At 66.8% G+C, this 19,437-nt stretch carries 12 protein-coding genes; 4 read left to right on the top strand and 8 right to left on the bottom strand.

The window, feature by feature from the left end:
* Positions 1-80 precede the first annotated feature (80 nt).
* On the bottom strand, positions 81-1,169 hold the full coding sequence (gene apbC, locus BMY06_RS19495; RefSeq protein WP_065057346.1) for an iron-sulfur cluster carrier protein ApbC: 1,089 nt from the start codon (positions 1,167-1,169) through the stop codon (positions 81-83).
* A 330-nt stretch (positions 1,170-1,499) separates the two neighbouring features.
* Between apbC and BMY06_RS19490 the strand changes: the two genes are divergently transcribed.
* Positions 1,500-2,153 (top strand): YiaD family glycine zipper/OmpA-like lipoprotein, encoded by a 654-nt coding sequence (locus BMY06_RS19490; protein WP_065057345.1) that lies wholly within the window; start codon positions 1,500-1,502, stop codon positions 2,151-2,153.
* A 509-nt stretch (positions 2,154-2,662) separates the two neighbouring features.
* A complete protein-coding gene (metG, locus tag BMY06_RS19485) occupies positions 2,663-4,807 on the top strand; it encodes a methionine--tRNA ligase (protein ID WP_065057344.1) in 2,145 nt (714 codons plus the stop codon).
* A gap of 79 nt (positions 4,808-4,886) precedes the next feature.
* On the opposite strand, the gene BMY06_RS19480 is transcribed toward metG, so the two are convergent.
* The 7 genes from BMY06_RS19480 to BMY06_RS19450 form a co-directional block, all read right to left on the bottom strand.
* Positions 4,887-5,918 (bottom strand): fimbrial protein, encoded by a 1,032-nt coding sequence (locus BMY06_RS19480; RefSeq protein ID WP_074984705.1) that lies wholly within the window; start codon positions 5,916-5,918, stop codon positions 4,887-4,889.
* Between the two features lie 81 nt (positions 5,919-5,999).
* Positions 6,000-6,518: a fimbrial protein gene (locus BMY06_RS19475; RefSeq protein ID WP_080180710.1), complete on the bottom strand. Its 519-nt coding sequence runs from the start codon at positions 6,516-6,518 to the stop codon at positions 6,000-6,002.
* Positions 6,519-6,574: 56 nt separating this feature from the next.
* Entirely contained in the window at positions 6,575-9,223 is a 2,649-nt protein-coding gene (locus BMY06_RS19470; RefSeq protein WP_074984702.1) for a fimbria/pilus outer membrane usher protein, read from the bottom strand.
* A gap of 180 nt (positions 9,224-9,403) precedes the next feature.
* A complete protein-coding gene (locus BMY06_RS19465) occupies positions 9,404-10,156 on the bottom strand; it encodes a fimbria/pilus periplasmic chaperone (RefSeq protein WP_065057341.1) in 753 nt (250 codons plus the stop codon).
* Between the two features lie 240 nt (positions 10,157-10,396).
* On the bottom strand, positions 10,397-10,942 hold the full coding sequence (locus BMY06_RS19460; protein ID WP_065057340.1) for a fimbrial protein: 546 nt from the start codon (positions 10,940-10,942) through the stop codon (positions 10,397-10,399).
* A 467-nt stretch (positions 10,943-11,409) separates the two neighbouring features.
* Positions 11,410-15,939: a translocation/assembly module TamB domain-containing protein gene (locus tag BMY06_RS19455; protein ID WP_390971283.1), complete on the bottom strand. Its 4,530-nt coding sequence runs from the start codon at positions 15,937-15,939 to the stop codon at positions 11,410-11,412.
* Positions 15,940-15,944: 5 nt separating this feature from the next.
* Complete coding sequence (locus BMY06_RS19450; protein WP_080180711.1) at positions 15,945-17,696, bottom strand: autotransporter assembly complex protein TamA; 1,752 nt, start codon at positions 17,694-17,696, stop codon at positions 15,945-15,947.
* A 564-nt stretch (positions 17,697-18,260) separates the two neighbouring features.
* On the opposite strand from BMY06_RS19450, the gene BMY06_RS19445 reads away from it, so the two are divergent.
* Together BMY06_RS19445 and BMY06_RS19440 are read left to right on the top strand one after the other, a co-directional pair.
* Positions 18,261-18,446 carry a DUF3460 family protein gene (locus BMY06_RS19445; RefSeq protein ID WP_065057339.1) on the top strand — a complete coding sequence of 62 codons (186 nt, stop codon included), beginning with the start codon at positions 18,261-18,263 and terminating at the stop codon, positions 18,444-18,446.
* Positions 18,446-19,390, top strand: coding sequence for a segregation and condensation protein A (locus tag BMY06_RS19440; protein ID WP_258365486.1), 945 nt, complete (start codon positions 18,446-18,448; stop codon positions 19,388-19,390). Before BMY06_RS19445 ends, BMY06_RS19440 begins: the two co-directional genes overlap by 1 nt.
* The last annotated feature ends 47 nt before the right edge of the window (positions 19,391-19,437 follow it).

Here is a 19,437-nt window from a genome sequence, read left to right as displayed (position 1 = left end):
CACGGCGGCGAGCACGTTGCGTGCCGCCGCAGGCCTTGCTCAGCAAGCGATGCGAAGAATCGCGCGAACGCCGCCGTCGATCAGGTGTTCTGCACGACGATGGTCGGGAACTTCGAGGTCATGTCGCGGGCGCGTTCGGCGATCTGAATGGCCACGCGGCGCGCGATCGCCTTATAGGTCGACGCGACCTGCCCGGCCGGATCGGCGACCACGGTCGGCTGGCCCGAATCGGCCTGCTCGCGGATCGAGATATCGAGCGGCAGGCTGCCCAGCACCTCGACGCCGTACTCCTTCGCCATGCGCTCGCCGCCGCCCGCGCCGAAGATATGCTCGGCGTGGCCGCAGTTCGAGCAGACGTGCACAGCCATGTTCTCGACGATGCCGAGAATCGGAATACCCACTTTCTCGAACATCTTGAGGCCCTTCTTGGCGTCGAGCAGCGCGATGTCCTGCGGCGTCGTCACGATCACGGCGCCCGTGACCGGCACGCGCTGCGAGAGCGTGAGCTGGATGTCGCCCGTGCCCGGCGGCATGTCGACCACCAGATAGTCCAGCTCGCGCCAGTTGGTCTGCCGCAGCAGCTGTTCGAGCGCGGACGTGGCCATCGGGCCGCGCCAGACCATCGGGTTGTCCTGATCGACGAGAAAGCCGATCGAATTGGCCTGCACTCCGTGGCCTTCGAGCGGATTCATCGACTGGCCGTCCGGCGACTCGGGGCGGCCTTCGATACCGAGCATCATCGGCAGCGACGGGCCGTAGATATCCGCGTCGAGCACGCCGACCGAAGCGCCCTCGGCCGCCAGCGCGAGCGCGAGGTTCACGGCGGTCGTGCTCTTGCCGACGCCGCCCTTGCCCGACGCCACGGCCACGATGTTCTTCACGTTCGGCAGCAGCTTCACGCCGCGCTGCACCGTATGCGCGGCCACTTCGTGACGCACGTTCACGCGGCTCGATGCGACGCCCGGCACGGCGGCCAGCGCGGCTTCGACCTGCGCGCGCACCGCGTCGTACTGGCTCTTCGCCGGGTAGCCGAGCACGATCTCGACGCCCACCGTGTCGCCGTCGATCGTGACGTTGCGCACGCCTTTGGCGACCGTGTACGGCTTGCCCGTGTTGGGATCCGCGAGGGCCGCGAGCGCGGCGTCGACCAAAGCCCGATCTATGCTCATTGAAACTCCGTGGGGAATGTCCCGGCGCAAGCGGCATCAGGCCGCGCAGACGCCGGAAATCGAAAGAAATTGTTAAGCTGGATTGCGCAATTGTCTGCGACAAGGCACGCTTCGCGGCAACGGTTATCCTGAACCGCGCGCGCCTGTGTCAAGCGGCCGCCGAGCAGCAGGTGTACCGGATGCATCAGATGCGACAACGGCGCAAGCCAGCCCTCAAGCCGTCATTGTAGTAGCTGCCGCGGCGCGTCGTTTGAAGACCCTGACTGCAATCGGGGCCCACAGGAAGCGCACGCAGCCGTCACGTTCCACTCCAGAGAGGAAGGATTGAAAATGAACACAAGAATCTTGACCCGCCTGTCCGTCTTCGCCGTCGCCGGTGCGCTCGTCGCCGGCTGCGCGACCCAGCAGGGCACCGACACGGCGCTCGGCACCGGCGTCGGCGCCGGCACGGGCGCCGCCATCGGCGCGATCTTCGGCGGCGGCAAGGGCGCGGCAATCGGCGCTGGCGCGGGTGCGCTGGTCGGCGGCGTCACCGGCTACAACTGGCAGAACATCAAGAACAAGCTCTCGGGCGCGACCAAGGGCACGGGCACGCAGATCACCGAGCAGCCGGACGGCTCGCTCAAGCTCAACATCCCGAGCAACGTGACGTTCGACACGAACAGCTACGCCATCAAGCCGACGTTCGCGCCGGTGCTCGACCAGGTTGCGCAGACGCTGCAACAGAACCCGGAAGTGGTCGCGCAAGTCGTCGGCCATACGGATAACACCGGCCAGCCGGCGTACAACCAGACGCTGTCGGTCAACCGTGCACAGAGCGTCGTGAACTACCTCGCCTCGCGCGGCATCCAGATGCAGCGCATGGCGGCCGAAGGCCGTGGCGACACGCAACCGATCGCCGACAACAGCACCGAAGCCGGCCGCGCCGCGAACCGTCGCGTGGAAATCTATCTGCGTGCAACGGCGCAGCATCAGGGCGGCTAAGCTCGCGCGGCGCATGGCGCGCCGGAAATTAGCGCCATAAATAAGTGACACACCAACGGGACAGCGGCTTCGCTGTCCCGTTTTTATTTCCGCAGATGAACGCCGATCACGCCAACGCCCCGCCAGCCGGGCGCTCGGCCCGTCGCGCCGCGACACTCGCCGGGAAAGTTAAAAAAATTTCGAACTCTCGTTGAAAGGTGCTGTCTGTCTTTACGGTACGTGTGCGGCGACGCCGCCGCGTCACCATTCTCCTCTTGTCGTTGTTGCTCCGGGGCCATCCTGCCCCGGTTTTTTTTGCCCATCGATTTCGTCATGCCGATGCCTCGCGCATCGGGTCGCAGACTGGAGCGCACGCCGTAACGCGCCGTCCGCCCGGATCCGCGCGCCACGGTTGAGCGCCGGCCCGCCTGAGCCCGCCTTCGTCCGCGCCATCCGGCAGCCGACCGCGCGGACCGGCCGCCCTGCTAAAATCGCCCTTTCCCCCCGCAACATCGGACTTCCATCCACTTATGTCAGCACCCTCTACCGACCTCGCCGCCGGCGCGCCTGCCGTCCAGGGACGCCGCCAGATTCTCGTCACGTCTGCTCTGCCGTACGCCAACGGCCAGATCCATATCGGCCACCTGGTCGAGTACATCCAGACGGACATCTGGGTTCGCGCGCTGCGAATGCACGGCCACGAGGTCTATTACGTCGGTGCCGACGACACGCACGGCACGCCCGTCATGCTGCGCGCCGAGAAGGAAGGCCTCACGCCGCAGCAGCTGATCGCGCGCGTCTGGCAGGAACACAAGCGCGATTTCGACAGCTTCGGCGTGTCGTTCGACAACTATTACTCGACCGATTCGGACGAGAACCGCGTGCTGTCCGAGTCCGTCTATCTGGCGCTCAAGGAAGCCGGTTTCATCGAAACGCGCGATATCGAGCAGGCCTACGATCCGGTCAAGAACATGTTTCTGCCGGACCGCTTCATCAAGGGCGAGTGCCCGAAGTGCGGCGCGAAGGATCAGTACGGCGACAGCTGCGAAGTCTGCGGCTCGACCTACGCACCGACCGATCTGAAGAATCCGTACTCGGTCGTGTCGGGCGCCACGCCGATCCGCAAGACCTCGACGCACTACTTCTTCCGTCTTTCCGACTCGCGCTGCGAAGAATTCCTGCGCGGCTGGGTGGCGGGACTCGCACAGCCGGAAGCGACGAACAAGATGCGCGAATGGCTCGGCGACGCGGGCGAATCGAAACTCGCCGACTGGGACATCTCGCGCGACGCGCCGTACTTCGGCTTCGAGATTCCGGGCGCGCCGGGCAAGTACTTCTACGTGTGGCTCGACGCGCCGGTCGGCTACTACGCGAGCTTCAAGAACCTGTGCGAACAGCGCGGGCTCGACTTCGACGCGTGGGTCAAGCCCGGCACGAAAACCGAGCAGTACCACTTCATCGGCAAGGACATCCTGTATTTCCACACGCTGTTCTGGCCGGCGATGCTGGAGTTCTCGGGCCATCGCACGCCGACGAACGTGTTCGCGCACGGCTTCCTGACGGTGGACGGCGCGAAGATGTCGAAGTCGCGCGGCACCTTCATCACCGCGGAAAGCTACGTCACGACGGGCCTGAACCCCGAGTGGCTGCGCTACTACTTCGCGGCGAAGCTCAACAGCACGATGGAAGATCTCGACCTGAACCTCGAAGACTTCCAGGCACGCGTGAACAGCGACCTCGTCGGCAAGTACATCAACATCGCGAGCCGCGCGGCGGGCTTCCTGATCAAGCGTTTCGACGGCCGCGTGCAGGACAGCGCGATGCATCATCCGCTGCTGCAGCAACTGCGCGCCGCGATTCCGCAGATCGCCGCGAACTACGAGGCGCGCGAGTACAACCGCGCGCTGCGTCAGACGATGGAACTCGCCGACGCGGTGAACGGTTACGTCGACACGGCCAAGCCGTGGGAACAGGCGAAGGATCCGGCCAACGCGGTCGCGCTGCATGAAACCTGCAGCGTGAGCCTCGAAGCGTTCCGTCTGCTGTCGCTCGCGCTCAAGCCGGTGCTGCCGCAACTCGCGCAAGGCGTCGAGGAATTCCTCTCGATCGCGCCGCTCACGTGGGCCGACGCGAACACCGCGCTGTCCTCGCAGCAGCCGATCAACGCGTACAAGCATCTGATGACGCGCGTCGATCCGAAGCAGGTCGAAGCGCTGCTGGCCGCGAACCGCGACTCGCTGCAAGCGACCGACGCCGCGCCCGCCGCTGCCGCCGATGCGAACAAGAAGTCGAAGGCCGCGAAGGAAGCGAAGAAGGCCGAGCCCGAAACGCCGGAAACCATTTCCATCGACGACTTCGCGAAGATCGACCTGCGCGTGGCGCTGATCGTCGACTGCAACATCGTCGAAGGCTCGGACAAGCTGCTGCAACTCACGCTCGACGTCGGCGAAGAAAAGACGCGCAACGTGTTCTCGGGGATCCGTTCGGCCTACAAGCCGGAAGACCTCAAGGGCAAGCTGACGGTGATGGTCGCGAACCTCGCGCCGCGCAAGATGAAGTTCGGCATGTCCGAAGGCATGGTGCTCGCGGCGTCCGCGAAGGACGAGAAGTCCGAACCGGGTCTTTACATCCTCGAACCGCACAGCGGCGCGAAGCCCGGCATGCGCGTGCGCTAAGTTCGGCGTACGACCGCGGCATGAAAAAACACCCCTGTTTCAGGGGTGTTTTTTTTGTGCGCCGCTTACTGATGGTCGCTTACTGATAGCTCATCGTCATGGTCGCTGTTGCGTTGGCGGTGCCCGCGACGATGGGGTCGCCCGTCGCCACGTATTTCGCGACGATCGGTATCGTGACAGTGCCGTTCTGGGCCGCCGACACGAAGAACTGATTCGCGTTGCCGGCCACCGCCGAATCCGCGCCATACGCCAGCACCTGGCCGTTGTAGCTCAACTGCACCTTGACGCCCTTCGCTGTCGACGTCGGCGTCAGGGACAACTGGTTGGTGCGGTTGGCGGGCGCCGTGGCGTCCGTCATGGTCGCGTAGAGTTTCGTGGTCGAACCGGTCACACCACCGCTGCACGACAGTTGCACATTGGCCGAGGCCGCGCCTGCGGTCGAACCGGCTCCGGCAAAGGCGCCGCTCGACACCGCACCGAGGCTCGCCGATACCGACCTGGTGCTCACCGTGCAGGTCGGCACTTTCGGGATCACGCTGAGCGCCCCGTTGTATCGCAGGCTGAAGGCAAAGAGCGGCGAGCCCGTGGTTTGCGAGATCCACCATTGTCCGAACTCGCCGGTCAGCATGCCGCCGGCGGTGATGTCGCCGGTCTTGATCAGCCTGGCCGTCAGCGTCGGTTGGTACAGAAAGTTCACCTGGTAACTGAAGCTCCTCGTGATGGGGAATTGCCCCGACGCGAAGCTCAGGATGACACCGATTCCGGGGATGCCCGTGGCGTACTCGCCGTACTGTCCGACCGACGCCTGCGCCCCCGTTCCCGCCGTGCCGAAATACGTGTTGTTGCCGCCCGTCGTGCAGTCGACTTCGATCGCAGCAGAAGCCGGTACGGTCGATGTCGCGAGTGTCGTCCCGTCCGCAACAGTCGGATCGAAGGCCGGGAAATTGAAGGAGAACGCGAAGACGCCCGGCGCGCCGCCCACCACGACGCAGGACGCCCAGGCGCCGGGCGACAGCGCCAGCAGCACTCCGGCCGCGCACAGCAGCTTCGGGACGGCGCGCGCGCCGGTTCGGGCGCGGCCGCACACGGCCAGCGCCGTCAGCAGGGTCAACGCCCATGCCGCGATTCGTATCACAAACATGACTTCACCTCGAAACAGGCGCACCGCCCGGAAGCGGCACGCTCACGCCGCTCACTTGTATGTGAAATTGACCGTCGCCGCCGCGGCCACGGTGCCCGCCGTCATCGTGCCGAGACGGTAGTACTGCGCCACCATCGGGATCGTCATCGCGTTGGTCGCGTCGACCGTGCCGACGCTCTGTAACGCATTGAGCGCGATGGCCGTCCCCGTGGTCGCACCGACACTCGAACCGAGCAGCAGTTGCACGCCGACGCCCGTCGCGGTGCCGGTGTTCTTGAGCACGCTGGTGACGGTGTCGCTCGTGCCGCTGACCGTCATGCTCACGCCAGCTCCCGACGTACAGCTTTTGAGCTTGAGGTTGAACGCCGCGGGCAGCTGCGTGCTGCCGACGCTCGCGAAATTCGACGACGACGCCGTGGTCAGCGGAATCGTCTGGTTGGCGGTCGTGCTGTCGACCGTACAGGTCGGCACGATGATGTTGCCCGTGAAGCTGAGCGTGACGTCCGCCGCCTGCGCCTGCGCGGCGAAGCCCAGGGCCGCGACGGCCGCGAACATTCTGAGTGGATTCATAGCTGTTTCGTTACGTGATGGTGGTTGTTCGCCAATCGGGCGCCCCGGGGGGCGCCTTACCGGCACTCGGCGTCGACCGGCTCGTAGGCGCCGGCTTTCTCCTGCTTCTCGCGTGCCGCGTAGTACGACACCTTGCAGGTCTGCTGCGCGCCGTCGCCCCACTTGACGGCGAACTCGCCCGCCTGCGCCTTGCTGTAGACGAGCACGCGCCCGCCTTGCGCGACCGAGCCGACGTTGTTGCCGCCCGCGTCGAACACCTGCGCGCCAAGCGGAATGACGTCGCCGCCGCTGTGCTTCACGCGCAGCATCAACGGCTTGCCGCGATTGACGGTCTCGAAGTTGAGCCTGACGACCGCGCCCGCGCTCGGCGCGAAGTGCTGCTCCGTGTTCTTGAGTTCGACGCCGAGCGACAGGCCCTTCGGATCGATCTCGACGGTGTTCTGCTCGTAGGGATTCATGCCCGCGACGACGGCATGACCGAACGGGTCGACACGCACGCCCGGCGCGCTGGCGATCCGCGCGCCCGCCGCGTCCTTCGCGTCGATCACGGCGAAGGTGTCGCCGGTTTGCGACGTCACGGCCACGCCGCCGCGCCCGTGGCCGTCGTCCGGCCAGGCGACGAGCGAACCCGACATGCCCGCGCCCACCTGCGTGTAGCCGTTCGCATGGCTCGCGTTCGCGCGCAGTTGCGTGTACGGGCCCAGATAGCCGCCGTTGGCGCTGATGCTGCTGTTGCTGCCCGTCGGGCCGCCGAAGGTGTGGGCCGCCGTCACGCCGTAGTTGACTTCGTAGTTCTTGCCGAACGCGCCGCTGAAGCTTTCCTGCAACTGGTCGCTGCCGTCACGCGTGTCGTGAACGAACGCCGTGTTCGACGTACCGATCGACGAGCCGAGATTCAGCGGAACCGTGACGTTCAGCATCAGGCGGTTGTCCCAGCGCCGGTTCGACACATCGAGATCGCGCGACGCGGACACGCCGATGCCCACGCGCCTGAGCAGCGTGTTGTAGCCGAACTGGTACGAGGTATCGCGCCCGCTCCTGTTCCAGTAGTTCTGCGTGTAGCCCGACAGATAGAACGAGCCGAGACTGCCGAGGCTCTGGTTCAGCGTGACCTGCACCCGTCCCTTCTGGAGGCCGCTCGCCGAGAACGCCAGCCCGCGCGCGTCGAGGTCGTGCAGGTTCACCGCGTCCGGCAGGGAAAGGAAGCCGCTCGTCGAATAGCGATAGGCGGCCAGCGTGATGTTGGTGTTGGTCGGCGCGATGATGCGCGAGTACGACAGGCGCAGGCTTTGCCCGCTGCGGCTGGGCAGCGTGCGGAACTGCGTGGCCGCTTCGGTGACGTCGAAACCGAATGCGCCGAGCGGCGTGTTCAGCGCCACGCCCGCCGCGCCGGACAGATACTTTTCCGAGGCGATCAGCCCGCCGTACAACGTGACCAGATTGTTCAAGCCGTGCTGCACGTTCGCTTCGAACACGAACGGCGCATGCTCGGAGAACGAGGCGCGATACAGGCCTATGGCGGCGCTATAGCGCCAGCGGCCCTCGCGCAACGCATTGACCGGCGCGGAGTACGGCACGGCGGAGACGCGCTGGCTGCCGTCCGCCTCGGTAATCACGAGCTGAAGGTCGCCGCCGTAACCGGTCGCGTAGAGATCGTCGATCTGGAACGGGCCGGGCGCAACCGTCGTCTCGTAGATGATGTTGCCGTTCTGCCGGACCTGCACCCGCGCGTTCGAGTTGGCGAAGCCGCGCACGGTCGGCGCATAGCCGCGCTGCGATTCCGGGTACATGCGGTCATCGGTCGCGAGTTGCACGCCGCGCACGCCGAAACTGTCGAATATGCTGCCGTCCGTGTACGAATCGCCGAGCGTGAGTTCGCTCTTGAGCGGGACGATCGAGCGCTGCAGGTAGGTCTGAAGCGACTGGACGTGTGTGCCCTGCCCCGTCGTGCTGGTGACGTTGCCGTTGTAACGGAAGCGCCACGGTCCGGCGTTGATCCCGCCGGTCAGGCCGAGGTAGCTCTGGGTGCTCGCCGGGCCGATGCCGTTCGTGTGGAACACGTTGGCGTTGTATTGCAGCATCGCCGAGTTGATGCCGTCGTCCCAATAGGCGGGGTCCACCCAGCCGCGCGCGCTGCGATTGAGCACCGCCTGCGGCAGACTCACGTCGAGACGCTGCTCGCCCATGTCGAACGTGGCCGCCGCCCCGGGGATCAGTTCCGGCAACGTGGCGATGCCGCCCGATCCCGCCGCTTCGATCCGTGTGCGCGCCGCGTCGCTCAGGCGGCGCGGATCGACGCCCATGCGTTCGAGCAGATCGCGATCGACCACGGGCTGGACGTTGTCCTTGTGTCCGTCGATCTCGGCGAGCGAGACGTCGTTGACGCCGACCCAGACCTGATTCACATAGACCGCGGCCCGATACTCGCCCGCCGCGGCGGCATTGCCCGCATTGAAGCGGCTGATGTCGAGGTTCCGCGCGCCCGCGCCCGAGAGAAATTGCTCGTTGAATTCGACGTTGGCGGTAGCGGGCGCCGACGGGTTCGTCGCGGCGGCGGCCGCCACGGCCAGCTCGTCGCCGCCCGGCGTCACGTCCGCGAGGGCGCTGCTGGACGCCAGTGCGAACACGGCGGCGGCGAGCGGCGTCAGCCGATACCCGTCGCCCCGGGACGCCGTGACGGGCTGATTGTGCGTGTTGTCGTTCATTATGATGAGGTGCGGCAAGCAGGCCAAAGCCGGCGAAATCAGGCAAAAAACAGGCAAAGCGAAGCCCTGCCCAGCGCGCGCTCGCGTGCGGGGTGCGTGGGTGTGGTCAGCGAGCAGTTCGGTGAACAGGACAGGCCGGCGGACACCATCTCCGGCGGTCCGATGAGGGACCCTCGCCGGTCAGGGCAAGGTCGCTTCGTGGTGGACGGGACCGCCGTAGTCGTTGATCGTCGTGAACATGACTTTCGCGCCGGCGCGGACCGGCCCCGAGAGCCGCAGCGTCTGCTGGCCGCCCGGCTCCACCATCGTGCCTTCGTCGAAGGTCGGCGCATTGGGCTCGGCGCCCACATGCGCTTCGATAATCGTGATGTGGTACGGCGTGGGATTCGCCACCGTCAGCGCCGGTTTGGCGCTTGCCGTATCGAGACGCCACACGAGCTTGCCGGGCGCATCGTCGGCGCTGCCCGGCAGACCGTCCGGGCGAAAGAAGAATTTGATGCGCGAGCGAAAGGCAAGCTGCACGTAGTTCGCGCCGGCCTGCGCGGCGGTCGGCTTGGGCGGCACTTCCAGCACGTTGAGCCAGAACGCCGTTTCGCGGTCCTTCGCCAGCGGCTCGCCCGTGTAGAGCACGCGCACCGTCTGCCCTTTGCCCGGATCGATGCGCGACATCGGCGGCGTGATCATGAACGGCAGATCGAGCGTGGACGGATCGGCGTGCGGGTCGCCCTTGTCAAGCCAGACCTGGGTCAACGCAGGCTGCTCGCCCGCGTTCGACAGCTTGACCGTGACCTCGCTATCGGACGACTTGTACACCACGCGCGTGCCGCCGATGACGATCGACGCGCCGGATTCGAGCGGCGCCAGCGCCCCCGCCACGATCAGTCCCGCGCACACGACACGCGACAGCAGCTTGGAGAAAGGTTGAATATTCACTTGATGACCTTGGGAAGACCTGCGGCCTTCGATTCGCGACGCCGCGCACGCGACATCGGGCACCGGCCGGCGCTCGGGCGGATTAAATCGTTGTACTGATCAATACCCTGCGCCCTCGACATCGACGCCAGCACCGATCCGATCCGCACGCTCCACGCCAGGCTTGAGCTTGCGGTGCTCACCGCACGCGCGGGGCGGGGCCGTTTCCCTGCGGAACGCGCCCCGCGCCGCTAACACGGCTTACTGGTAGCTCATCGAGTACGTGACGCTGGTCGTCACGTCGCCCGCGGTGGCCGAGCCGGCCGGCGAGACGTACTGCGCCGCGTACTTGAGGTTCGCCGCGCCGCTCGCGATCGCGGCCGTTTGCGAATTCTGCGCGCCGTCGGCCTTGCTCACGTCGATCGTCGCGGGCGTGCCGTTGTAGTCGACGAGCTGGACTTCGACGTTGCCCGCGCTGCCGTTGTTCTTCAGATTGCCGTCGGCCAGCGTGTTCGCGCCGTACTGCCAGAACGTATGCACGTTGCCGGTCGCCGGCGTGCAGTTCGTCAGCGCGATCGAGAAGCCGGTCGAACCCGCGGTCGCGCCCGCCGACGACAGCGTTTGCGCCGACAGCGTCGGCAGCGTGACCGTGAAGTCCTTGCCCTGACCGTTGCCGCTGACAGTGCAGGTCGCGGCGGTCAGCTTGCCGTTGATCGTCAGCGTGCCGTCGCCGACATCCGCCGCATGCGCGCCCGCGGCAGCCAGACCCAGCACCGAGGCGATCAGGGTAATTGCATACTTGTTCATTTATTGCACTCCAGTGACAGCGTTTAGATCGTCCCGACTCATCTTGATCAGGACTCCTTTTTTTTAAAACGAAATGCCCAGAAGGGCGGGTCTCTCACGCTAGAAAGTAATGCGCTCAGCCTCGTTGCCGGGGACGTGAGTGAGGGATCCACCCTCAATTGAACGCAGCGCCATTTTTGCCTTAGGGTTCAGACCAATCCATAAGATTTATCTTAAACAAAAGGTTTTCTATAAGTGAATCGCTTGAAATTTCCCCTGCGCGTGAGAAATTTCGCCGATAAACGTGGGGGATTTCGACACGTCGACGCGACCGTCTGACAGGCGATGTTCAGAGGCCCGGTCGATCTGGGTCAAACGAGGAAGGAAGAATTGCGGCGTCGCATGCGGGGCGGTTTCCGGCGCACAGCCAGGCGTCCTGCCAGGAGCACCGCCAGGCGCGGGCGCGAGCCGAAGCCCGCGCCTCGCGGCTACCAGCGAATGCGGTCGAAGCGACGCGTGTAGTTGATGTCCGCGCCATTGAAAGTGCCGCCGTACACGGACACCGACCAGTAACGCGAGAAGTTGATGGTTGCCTTGATCGCGTTCGCCGCCGACTGCAGTCCCTGCTCGTAGCCGATCACGAGCCGCTCGTTGATCGCCTTCGACAGCATCACCACCTGCGGGTCGGTCAGGCCCACGTCCGAGCGGCCGATCGAGAACTCGTCGAGCCCGATGCTCTGCGCGATGCGCTTGCCCTGCGCGCTGCCGAGCAGCGCCAGCGCCGTGGTCATCGCGCTTTGCTGGCCGAGGTTGTTGCCCTGGTCGGTGCCGTGGCCGAACAGCAGCCAGGAGAGCTTTTCGTTGTCGGTCACGTTCGGCTCGGACACCAGCTTCGCGACCGGCGCCTGCACCGTGCCGGTGACCGACACGCCCGCCTCGACCTGCTGGTTGCGCCGCATCGCCAGAATGTTGATGCCCGGATTCGCCACCGGCCCGTTGAACGTGAAAAAGCCGTTCTCGATGTTGAGCTTGCGGCCGAATGCCGTATAGCTGCTGCCCTCGGTCACGCGCACGTTGCCCACGGCGCGCAGCGGCACGCCCGGCGCGCTCATGGCCGTGATGGTGCCCGCAAGGCCGAGATCCGCGCCCTGCCCGCGGAAGCGGAAGTTGCGGCCGAGATTGATGTCGATGTTCGCGCGCGGCGCAAAACGCGGCGCGGGTTTCGTCGAGGCGGTTTCGTCGAGCGGCGGCGGACCGCCGCGCGTGGTGCCGTCGGGACGCACGAGCACGACGTCGTCGCCGAGCGAGGGCGCCGCCGACTCCGGCAGATCGAACAGCGCGTGATCGACGGTGAATTTGCCGTCGATCTGCATGCCGCCCAGATGCCCGCCGTTGGCGACGCTCGCGCTGCCCGAGAGCGACAGGCGGCGATCGGGCGCGGCGAACAGTTCGAGCTTGTCGGCAACGATGTTCGCCGTGAGATCGGGGTCCTCGTTGTCGAGACGCACGCGGCCCGTCGCGCGCAGCGTGCCGCTCGCGCCGTGGAACTCGACCTGCTGGAAGTCGACCAGATTGTGCGACAGCGCGATATGAATCACGCCGTCCTTCAGTTGCACGCCCTGATCGACCACCGTCGCGGACAGCCCGTCGCCGATCAGCGAACCGGTCAGGTCGGGCTTCGCGACCGTGCCGCCCAGCGCGAGTTGCAGCGCGAGGTGACCGTCGAGCAGATAGCTCGGACCGAGCAGCCCGCCCGTGGTCTTGAGCGACGGCACGTTCGCCTTGATCGTGCCGCCGAGCGGCGCTTCGTCCACGACCGTGAGCACGCCGTCGCGCGGCGCAAGCGTGGTGTTCGCGTCGACGTCGATCACGCCCACGCGGCTCGCCTGCGCGTGCGCCGTAAGCGTCAGCCGGTTGCCGCCGCTGAAGGCCGCGCGCGCGTTGATGTCGCCAAGACCGAGCGAGGCGAGCCCGCGTCCGATTTCCACCGTGACGTCGCCGCTGCGGCGTTTGAGCTGCACGTAGCCCGTGGCCGTCGGCCCGATCGAGAAGTCCCAGTCGCCGTCGAACACGAGGTCGGTCTTGAGCGTCGACGGCTCGCCCGTGAACTGCTGGCGCAGCGCCATCATGCGCGCCACCGAGACGTTGGTGAGCGAGCCCGCCGAGCGGATCCTGCCGTGATCGAGATCGAAACCCTTGAGGTCGAGCGATGCGCCCTCGGCGACGATGCGCGTCGCGCCCAGCGTCACCTTGCCCGCGCCCGCGCTCACCGTGAGCGGCGACTGCATCGTGAGGTCCGGCACGCCGCGATTCTGCAACTGCGTGACGGTGCCGTCCCAGCGCGAGCCCTCGCGCGTGTCGGTGAGCTTGCCGTTGGCGGCCACCGACAGATCGATCGGCTGGCCTTGCAGCTTGCCCTTCGCGCTGGCCGTGAGCGTGTGATGCGCGCGCGTGCCCGAGAGCCGCGCGGTGAGGCTGGCGATATCGACGCCCGCCACGGCGATGTTGCTCGCATCCGTGTTGAAGGCGAGCGCGCCGTTCGCGCCATCGCGCGCTTCGGCGTGGCCTTGCGCATGGCCAACGCGGTTGTCGCCGAACACGACGTTGTCGAGCTTGTAGTCGAGCGCGACATCGGGATGCGCGAAGGTGCCGGTCAGATCGCCGTTCGCCGCCACCTGGCCCGCGACGCCGAAACCGAGCCGGTCGAGTTGCGGCGCGTCGACCTTGAAACGCAGACGGTCGCCGCGCGCGCCGAAGCTGCCTTGCAGATCGACGGTATTGCCCGCCACGGACAGATTCGCGCGGCTCGGCAGGATGCGCGTGCCCGCGAGCTGGATCAGGCCCGCGCCCGTGAGCGGCAGGTCGTCGTAGACGCTCGGCCCGAGCTTGAACTCGGCCTTGGTCGTGAGCGTGGGCGCGAGCATGCCGGTGGCCGTCAGCGTGCCGTTCACGCGCGCCTCGATGCGGCGGTTGGCGGGGCGCGGCGGGGTTTTGGGCTTGGGCGCCGGGTTCTTCACGTCGCTCGATGCGTTATTCGCGGCGTGCGTTGCGCCGGATTGCACGGTCTGTTTGTCGTTCTCGACGCGCTTTTGCGCCTGCGCCTGCTCGCCGCCGATCTGCGCGGGATTCAACGCCGGATTCAGCGACGGATTGAGCGCGAGATTGCGCTTGGGATTCAGCGCATCGCCGGACGTGGCCGCTTGCGTCGCGTCGCGCTGCGCGCTCTTTGCGGGCTTCGTGGACTTCGTCGGCTTCGGCGCGGTTTTCGTCGACCTCGCAGCCGTCGCCGCCTTCGCGGGCGGCACGAGCGAGAGCGGATCGAAGTTCGTGAGCGCCGCCTTCAGCGTGTAGCTGGAATTCGCGTCGTGCTTGAGCGCGCCCGACAGGTCGATGTGACCCGCGCCCGAAGTCAGCCGCACGTCGTTGAACGAGAGCCGCGCCGGGTCCTGCGTGATCTTGCCTTGAAGACGCAGCGCGGCCTTCGGATCGGCGAGATCGAGCGTGACGCTCTGCGTGTCGCCGTTCAGACGCACGCCGATCGGACCCGCCAGCTGCGTCGGCAGCACGCTCGCCTCGATGGCGTTGAGGTCGAGGCCCGCCACCTTGAGGTCGAAGCGCCCATTGCCGCCCGCCAGCGCGCCGCCGCCCGTGATCGTCGCGTTCTTGACGAGCCGCACGTTCAGATTCGAGAGGCGCTGCGCCTTGGCGTCGAGCACGACGTCGGTGTGCGCGTCGATCAGCGGCAGCAGTTGCTGGTCGATGGCGCCCGGCTTCGCGTTGACGATGGAGACGCTGCCCGCGACCGTGAAACCGGCCGCGTCGCTGTGCGCCGCGGCGGCGGACGCGGCAACCGGCGCCGACGCCACGGAAACCGAAGCCATCGCCGGCACCGAAGCCGCCGACGCCACCGAAGCCGAGGCCGCCCGCACCGCCGACGCCACCGCCTGCGGGCTCGCCGCCGCCCCACCGTGCGCCGTCTGCACCGGCTGCAACTGCGCGCGCAGCGCGAGGTCGGCGAACGGCGCGCCGGGCGCAAAAGCTTGCGGATTGACGTGATCGAAGGCCAGCGTGGCGCGCTGCAAAGGCACGGCGGCGAACGGCGTCGCTTCCACGTGCGCATGGCCCGTGAGCTTCATCCCGGTCGCCTCGATCTCCGCGGTGAGCGCCTCGAGCGAGCCGCCGAGCCTCGCGTTCACCTGCACGTCCTCGCCGTTGACCTTGCCCGCGTAGCCCGCGTCGCCCGAGAGCGCGAACGGTTTGACGCCGTCGAGTTTCGCGCTGGCGCTCACCGCGCCGAACGGCGTATCGAGGCGCTCGACGGCGGCTTCGTGATGGCGTCCGTCGCTGCGGCCATGAAACTGGAAGCGCGAAAATTCGGTCGCCGACGTGCCCTGATGCAGCGTGAGCTTGTCCACCTGCACGTCGCGGATGTCGATGGCGAGCGGCAGACGCAGATCGTCGGGCAGCGACATCGGCCCGGACGACGGCGCGTTCGACGGCACGATGCGCAGATCGACGTCGCCCACATGCAGATAGTCGATGACGAAGCGCCACGGCTTGCCGTGCGGCATCTCCAGCACCCACTGGCCGCCGAGGCGATCGACGCTCGCCGTGGTGCCGTCGCCGCCGCGCCAGGCGACGTTGGAGAAGCGCACGCCGCTCGCGAGCGTGCCGCCTTCGAGGGTGCCCGACAGCTTGCCGTCGAGGATCCTCACGGCCGCGCGCCACGCGTAAGCGGTGCCGCGCTCGGTCGTCAGCACGCCATACAGGAGTCCCGCGACGAGCGCGACCAGCAGCACCGGCACGGCAATCGCCCAGGCCAGCGCTTTCCAGAGCCGACGCGGGCGGCGCGGCGGCGGGGGCGTGTCGCCACGTTCGCCGCTTTCGCCCGCTGCGTCACCATTGCGATCTTCGTCGCGCGGCGATTCCGGCGATGGCGCACCGCCGCCCGGCGGCGCGGCCATCGGCGTCCAGGCTCGCGAACCGGCGGGCAGCAAGAAGGAAAGGATCGCGCGCATCGTCATCAGAAGGCGATCCCCAGCGTCAGATACGGCCGCACGCGGCGTTCGCGGAAGCCGTAAGCGAGGTCGAGATTGACCGGGCCGACGGGGCTGCGCCAGCGCGCGCCGAGACCCGCGCCCGGATAGAACACTTTCTCGCCCCAGGTGTCGGTGGCGGTGCCGACGTCGAAGAACGCCGCGCCGCCCCAGTCGTGCGTGAACCAGTGCTGATACTCCGCCGAAGCGGTCACGAGATATTTGGCCGGCAAGATCGAGCCGTCGACATCGTTACCGATGCTCTGGAAGCCGTAACCGCGCACCGAGTTCGAGCCGCCCGCGCGGAACAGCAGCGACGCGGGCACATCCTGCGAACTGCTCGACGTGAACACGCCGCCCAGCTCCGCGCGGAACAGCATGAGGTCGCTATGGCCGATCGGCAGGTATTGCTGGCCGCGCATGTAGCCGCGGAAGAAGGTGGCGTCGGCGAGCGCGCCCTTCACGGCGAAACCCGCCTCCACGCGAATCAGGTTGCCCGAGCGCGGAAACAGCGGGTCGTCGACGTTGCGGCGCGTCCATGACCACTGCGGCACCAGCGCGCGGCTCGTGGTCGGCGGCCCGGCGTTCTGGTCGAGCCGGTCCTGGTAGTAGAGCAGCGAATACGCGTAGTCGATGTTCTGCGAAGTGCGCGTGCGCTGCACGCCCGCGCGCAGGCTGTAGATCCGCGTGTCGGACACATCCGTCGTGGTGTAGGACGCGAGCGCGCTATTGGTCCACGCGCGCGGCCCCGGCGGCATCGACAAGGTCACCTGCCCGTACTGCTGGATCTGGTCCAGACGCCCCTGCACCTGGAACGGCCAGGCCTTGCCGAAGGTATCGAGATACGAATACGAGCCCTGCACGTGCGCGCCCGTATCAGTCGAATAACCCACGCCGCCACGGAAATTGTTGTACGGATACTCGCTCACCTTCACGTGCAGCGGCGTGTTGAGCGGCTTTTGCGTGTTGTCGTCGACGTCGATGGCGACGCTCGCGTAGTACGGCGTGTTCTGGAGCTGACGCTGTAGCTCGGTTACGCGGTTGACGTCGTAGATCTCGCCGGGCGACAGCGGATTCACGTCGGTCACGATCTTTTCAGGATAGCGGCGCGGTCCGGACACGTCGAGCGCGCCCATCGTGAAGGTCGGGCCGCTGTCGAACGTGACGGCCAGTTGCGCGTCGTGCTTGAGCGGATCGACGCGCGCCTCCGAACGCGCGATCTTCGCGCCCAGATAGCGCCGCGCCTGCAAGGCCCGCAGCGACGCGTTCTTGGCGTCGTCCCAGCCGGACTGCGTGAAGGCGTCGCCCGTGTGCAGCGAGAAGGCGAAGCGCGTGGCGTTTTCCTGCGCCTTGTCCTCGGTCAGCACGGGGCCGCGAAACGTGAGCGTGACCGCCGAAATCGTCGTGCGCGGCCCCGGATCGACGCTCACCGTCACGTGGCGGCGGCCGTTTTCGTCGCTGCCGACGTCGGTGCGCACGACCGGCGTGAAATAGCCGTCGGTGGACGCGAGATCGCGCACCTGCTGCGGCGTGGCCGTGACGAGGAATTCGAACTGATCTTCGCTGATGTCGGCGCGCGTGGCGAAGCGGGCGATGTCGAGGTGCGCTTCGAGCAGCTTGCGCAGTTCGCGCGGCGAGGCGTCGACCTTGACGTCGTAATAGGTGCGCGCGCGCGACCAGGGCAGCAGGCTCGCCAGATCCGCGTGCGCGGGCGTGGCGGTCAGCGCGCTCAGCGCCATGCCGAGAGCAAAGCACGCCGCGACGCGGCGAGCAAAGTGATGGGGTCGATTGACGGAAAAAGTCGCGAAGATTTTTGCGATAGCGTGGCCGGGAGCGTGGGTCGAGTGGCGTGTGGCGAGCGGTTTGTCACGCTGTGCGCGCTCCGCCACACGGCGGGCGGCGTGCCACGGCCGCGCCGCCCATACGGGACGCCGCCATGCGCGCAATGCTTCGATCAGCCATCCCGCCAAACAGGACCTCCAGACGTTATTTCGTTCACTTCGGTTCGCTTCGCATCGGTTCGCTACGGTTTGCTTTCGTGCGGCTCGCGCCGCCGCGCGGACTGCGCGCAGACCCAAACGCGCTATTTCACCACATCAGCGCTCCAAAACCCCAGGACGAGGCGCAAAGTGGACCGCAAGCCACGCGGACGGCCAATGCCGCCCTTCCTGCGCAGACGCATCGCGTGCCTTCGACGCGCCGCCCGCCCGGATGTTCCGCGCCCGCCGCTTGCGGTAAAATTGCCGCCGACACGAACATCGGCGGCTGTCAGAAACAGCTGCCTCACTCGACGGACGTCAGCCATGTATCAGTCGGACATCACCCAGTTCCTGACCCAACTCAAGCAGCAGAAGCCGCAGCTCGAAGAGCAGCAGCGCAAGGGCCGCTCGCTCCTGTGGGACAAGCAGCCGATCGACCTCGACGAACGCGAGCGCCAGCAGGCGTCGCGCGTCAAGCAGACGCCCTACGTCTACTACCAGAACTTCTGATGGCTGAAGCCGACGGGGCCGAAGGCGCCAAGGAGGCCTTGACGCCTCCACCCGGCGCCGAGGCGGCGCATTCCGCGGCGCACGCGGCCGGCCATCCGGCCGCGCCGGCGAATCCGCAAGCGCTGGCCGCCCCCGCCACCGACTCGACGCCCGACACGATCGACGGCGTCGCGTTCGCTCGCCTGTACGGCGAGCCGCTTTTCAAGCTGCCGCAGGATCTCTATATCCCGCCCGATGCGCTCGAGGTGTTCCTCGAAACGTTCGAAGGTCCGCTCGACCTGCTGCTCTACCTGATCCGCAAGCAGAACTTCAACGTTCTCGACATTCCGATGGCGGAGGTCACCGTGCAGTACCTCGGCTACGTCGAGCAACTGCGCAAGACCAATCTGGAACTGGCGGCGGAGTATCTGCTGATGGCGGCGATGCTGATTGAGATCAAGTCGCGCATGCTGCTGCCGGTCAAGAAGGCCGACACCGGCGAGGAAGCCGAAGATCCGCGCGCCGAACTCGTGCGCCGCCTGCTGGAATACGAGCAGATGAAGCTCGCCGCGCAGCGCATCGACAAGCTGCCGCAACTCGGCCGCGACTTCATGCGCGCCGAGGTCTATATCGAGCAGAGCATCACGCCGCGCTTCCCGGACGTGGACGCCGTCGACCTGCGCGCCGCGTGGGCCGACGTCATCAAGCGCGCGAAGCTCGTGCAGCACCACAAGATCTCGCGCGAGGAACTGTCGGTGCGCGAGCATATGAGCACGATCCTGCGCAAGCTCCAGGGCGCACGCTTCATGGAATTCTCGGAACTGTTCGACGTCACGCGCGGCGTGCCGGTCGTGGTCGTGAACTTCATCGCCATGCTCGAACTGTCGCGCGAATCGCTGATCGAAATCACCCAGCCCGAGCCGTTCGCGCCCATCTACGTGCGCCTCGCCTATCTGCCGGTTTAACCCGGTTCAAGTCGCGCCAAATTCCGCTCAAGCAGCCAAAATCACGC

Origin of the sequence: Paraburkholderia tropica (assembly GCF_900109265.1) — a bacterium.
Classification (GTDB): domain Bacteria; phylum Pseudomonadota; class Gammaproteobacteria; order Burkholderiales; family Burkholderiaceae; genus Paraburkholderia; species Paraburkholderia tropica.
This window is presented reverse-complemented; position numbering and strand designations above follow the sequence as displayed.

Bases quoted from the DNA above. Each gene is read 5' to 3' on its own strand.
- apbC (WP_065057346.1), bottom strand. From the start codon at position 1,169: ATGAGCATAGATCGGGCTTTGGTCGACGCCGCGCTCGCGGCCCTCGCG.
- BMY06_RS19490 (WP_065057345.1), top strand. From the start codon at position 1,500: ATGAACACAAGAATCTTGACCCGCCTGTCCGTCTTCGCCGTCGCCGGT.
- metG (WP_065057344.1), top strand. From the start codon at position 2,663: ATGTCAGCACCCTCTACCGACCTCGCCGCCGGCGCGCCTGCCGTCCAG.
- BMY06_RS19475 (WP_080180710.1), bottom strand. From the start codon at position 6,518: ATGAATCCACTCAGAATGTTCGCGGCCGTCGCGGCCCTGGGCTTCGCC.
- BMY06_RS19470 (WP_074984702.1), bottom strand. From the start codon at position 9,223: ATGAACGACAACACGCACAATCAGCCCGTCACGGCGTCCCGGGGCGAC.
- BMY06_RS19460 (WP_065057340.1), bottom strand. From the start codon at position 10,942: ATGAACAAGTATGCAATTACCCTGATCGCCTCGGTGCTGGGTCTGGCT.
- BMY06_RS19455 (WP_390971283.1), bottom strand. From the start codon at position 15,939: ATGCGCGCGATCCTTTCCTTCTTGCTGCCCGCCGGTTCGCGAGCCTGG.
- BMY06_RS19450 (WP_080180711.1), bottom strand. From the start codon at position 17,696: ATGGCGCTGAGCGCGCTGACCGCCACGCCCGCGCACGCGGATCTGGCG.
- BMY06_RS19445 (WP_065057339.1), top strand. From the start codon at position 18,261: ATGTATCAGTCGGACATCACCCAGTTCCTGACCCAACTCAAGCAGCAG.
- BMY06_RS19440 (WP_258365486.1), top strand. From the start codon at position 18,446: ATGGCTGAAGCCGACGGGGCCGAAGGCGCCAAGGAGGCCTTGACGCCT.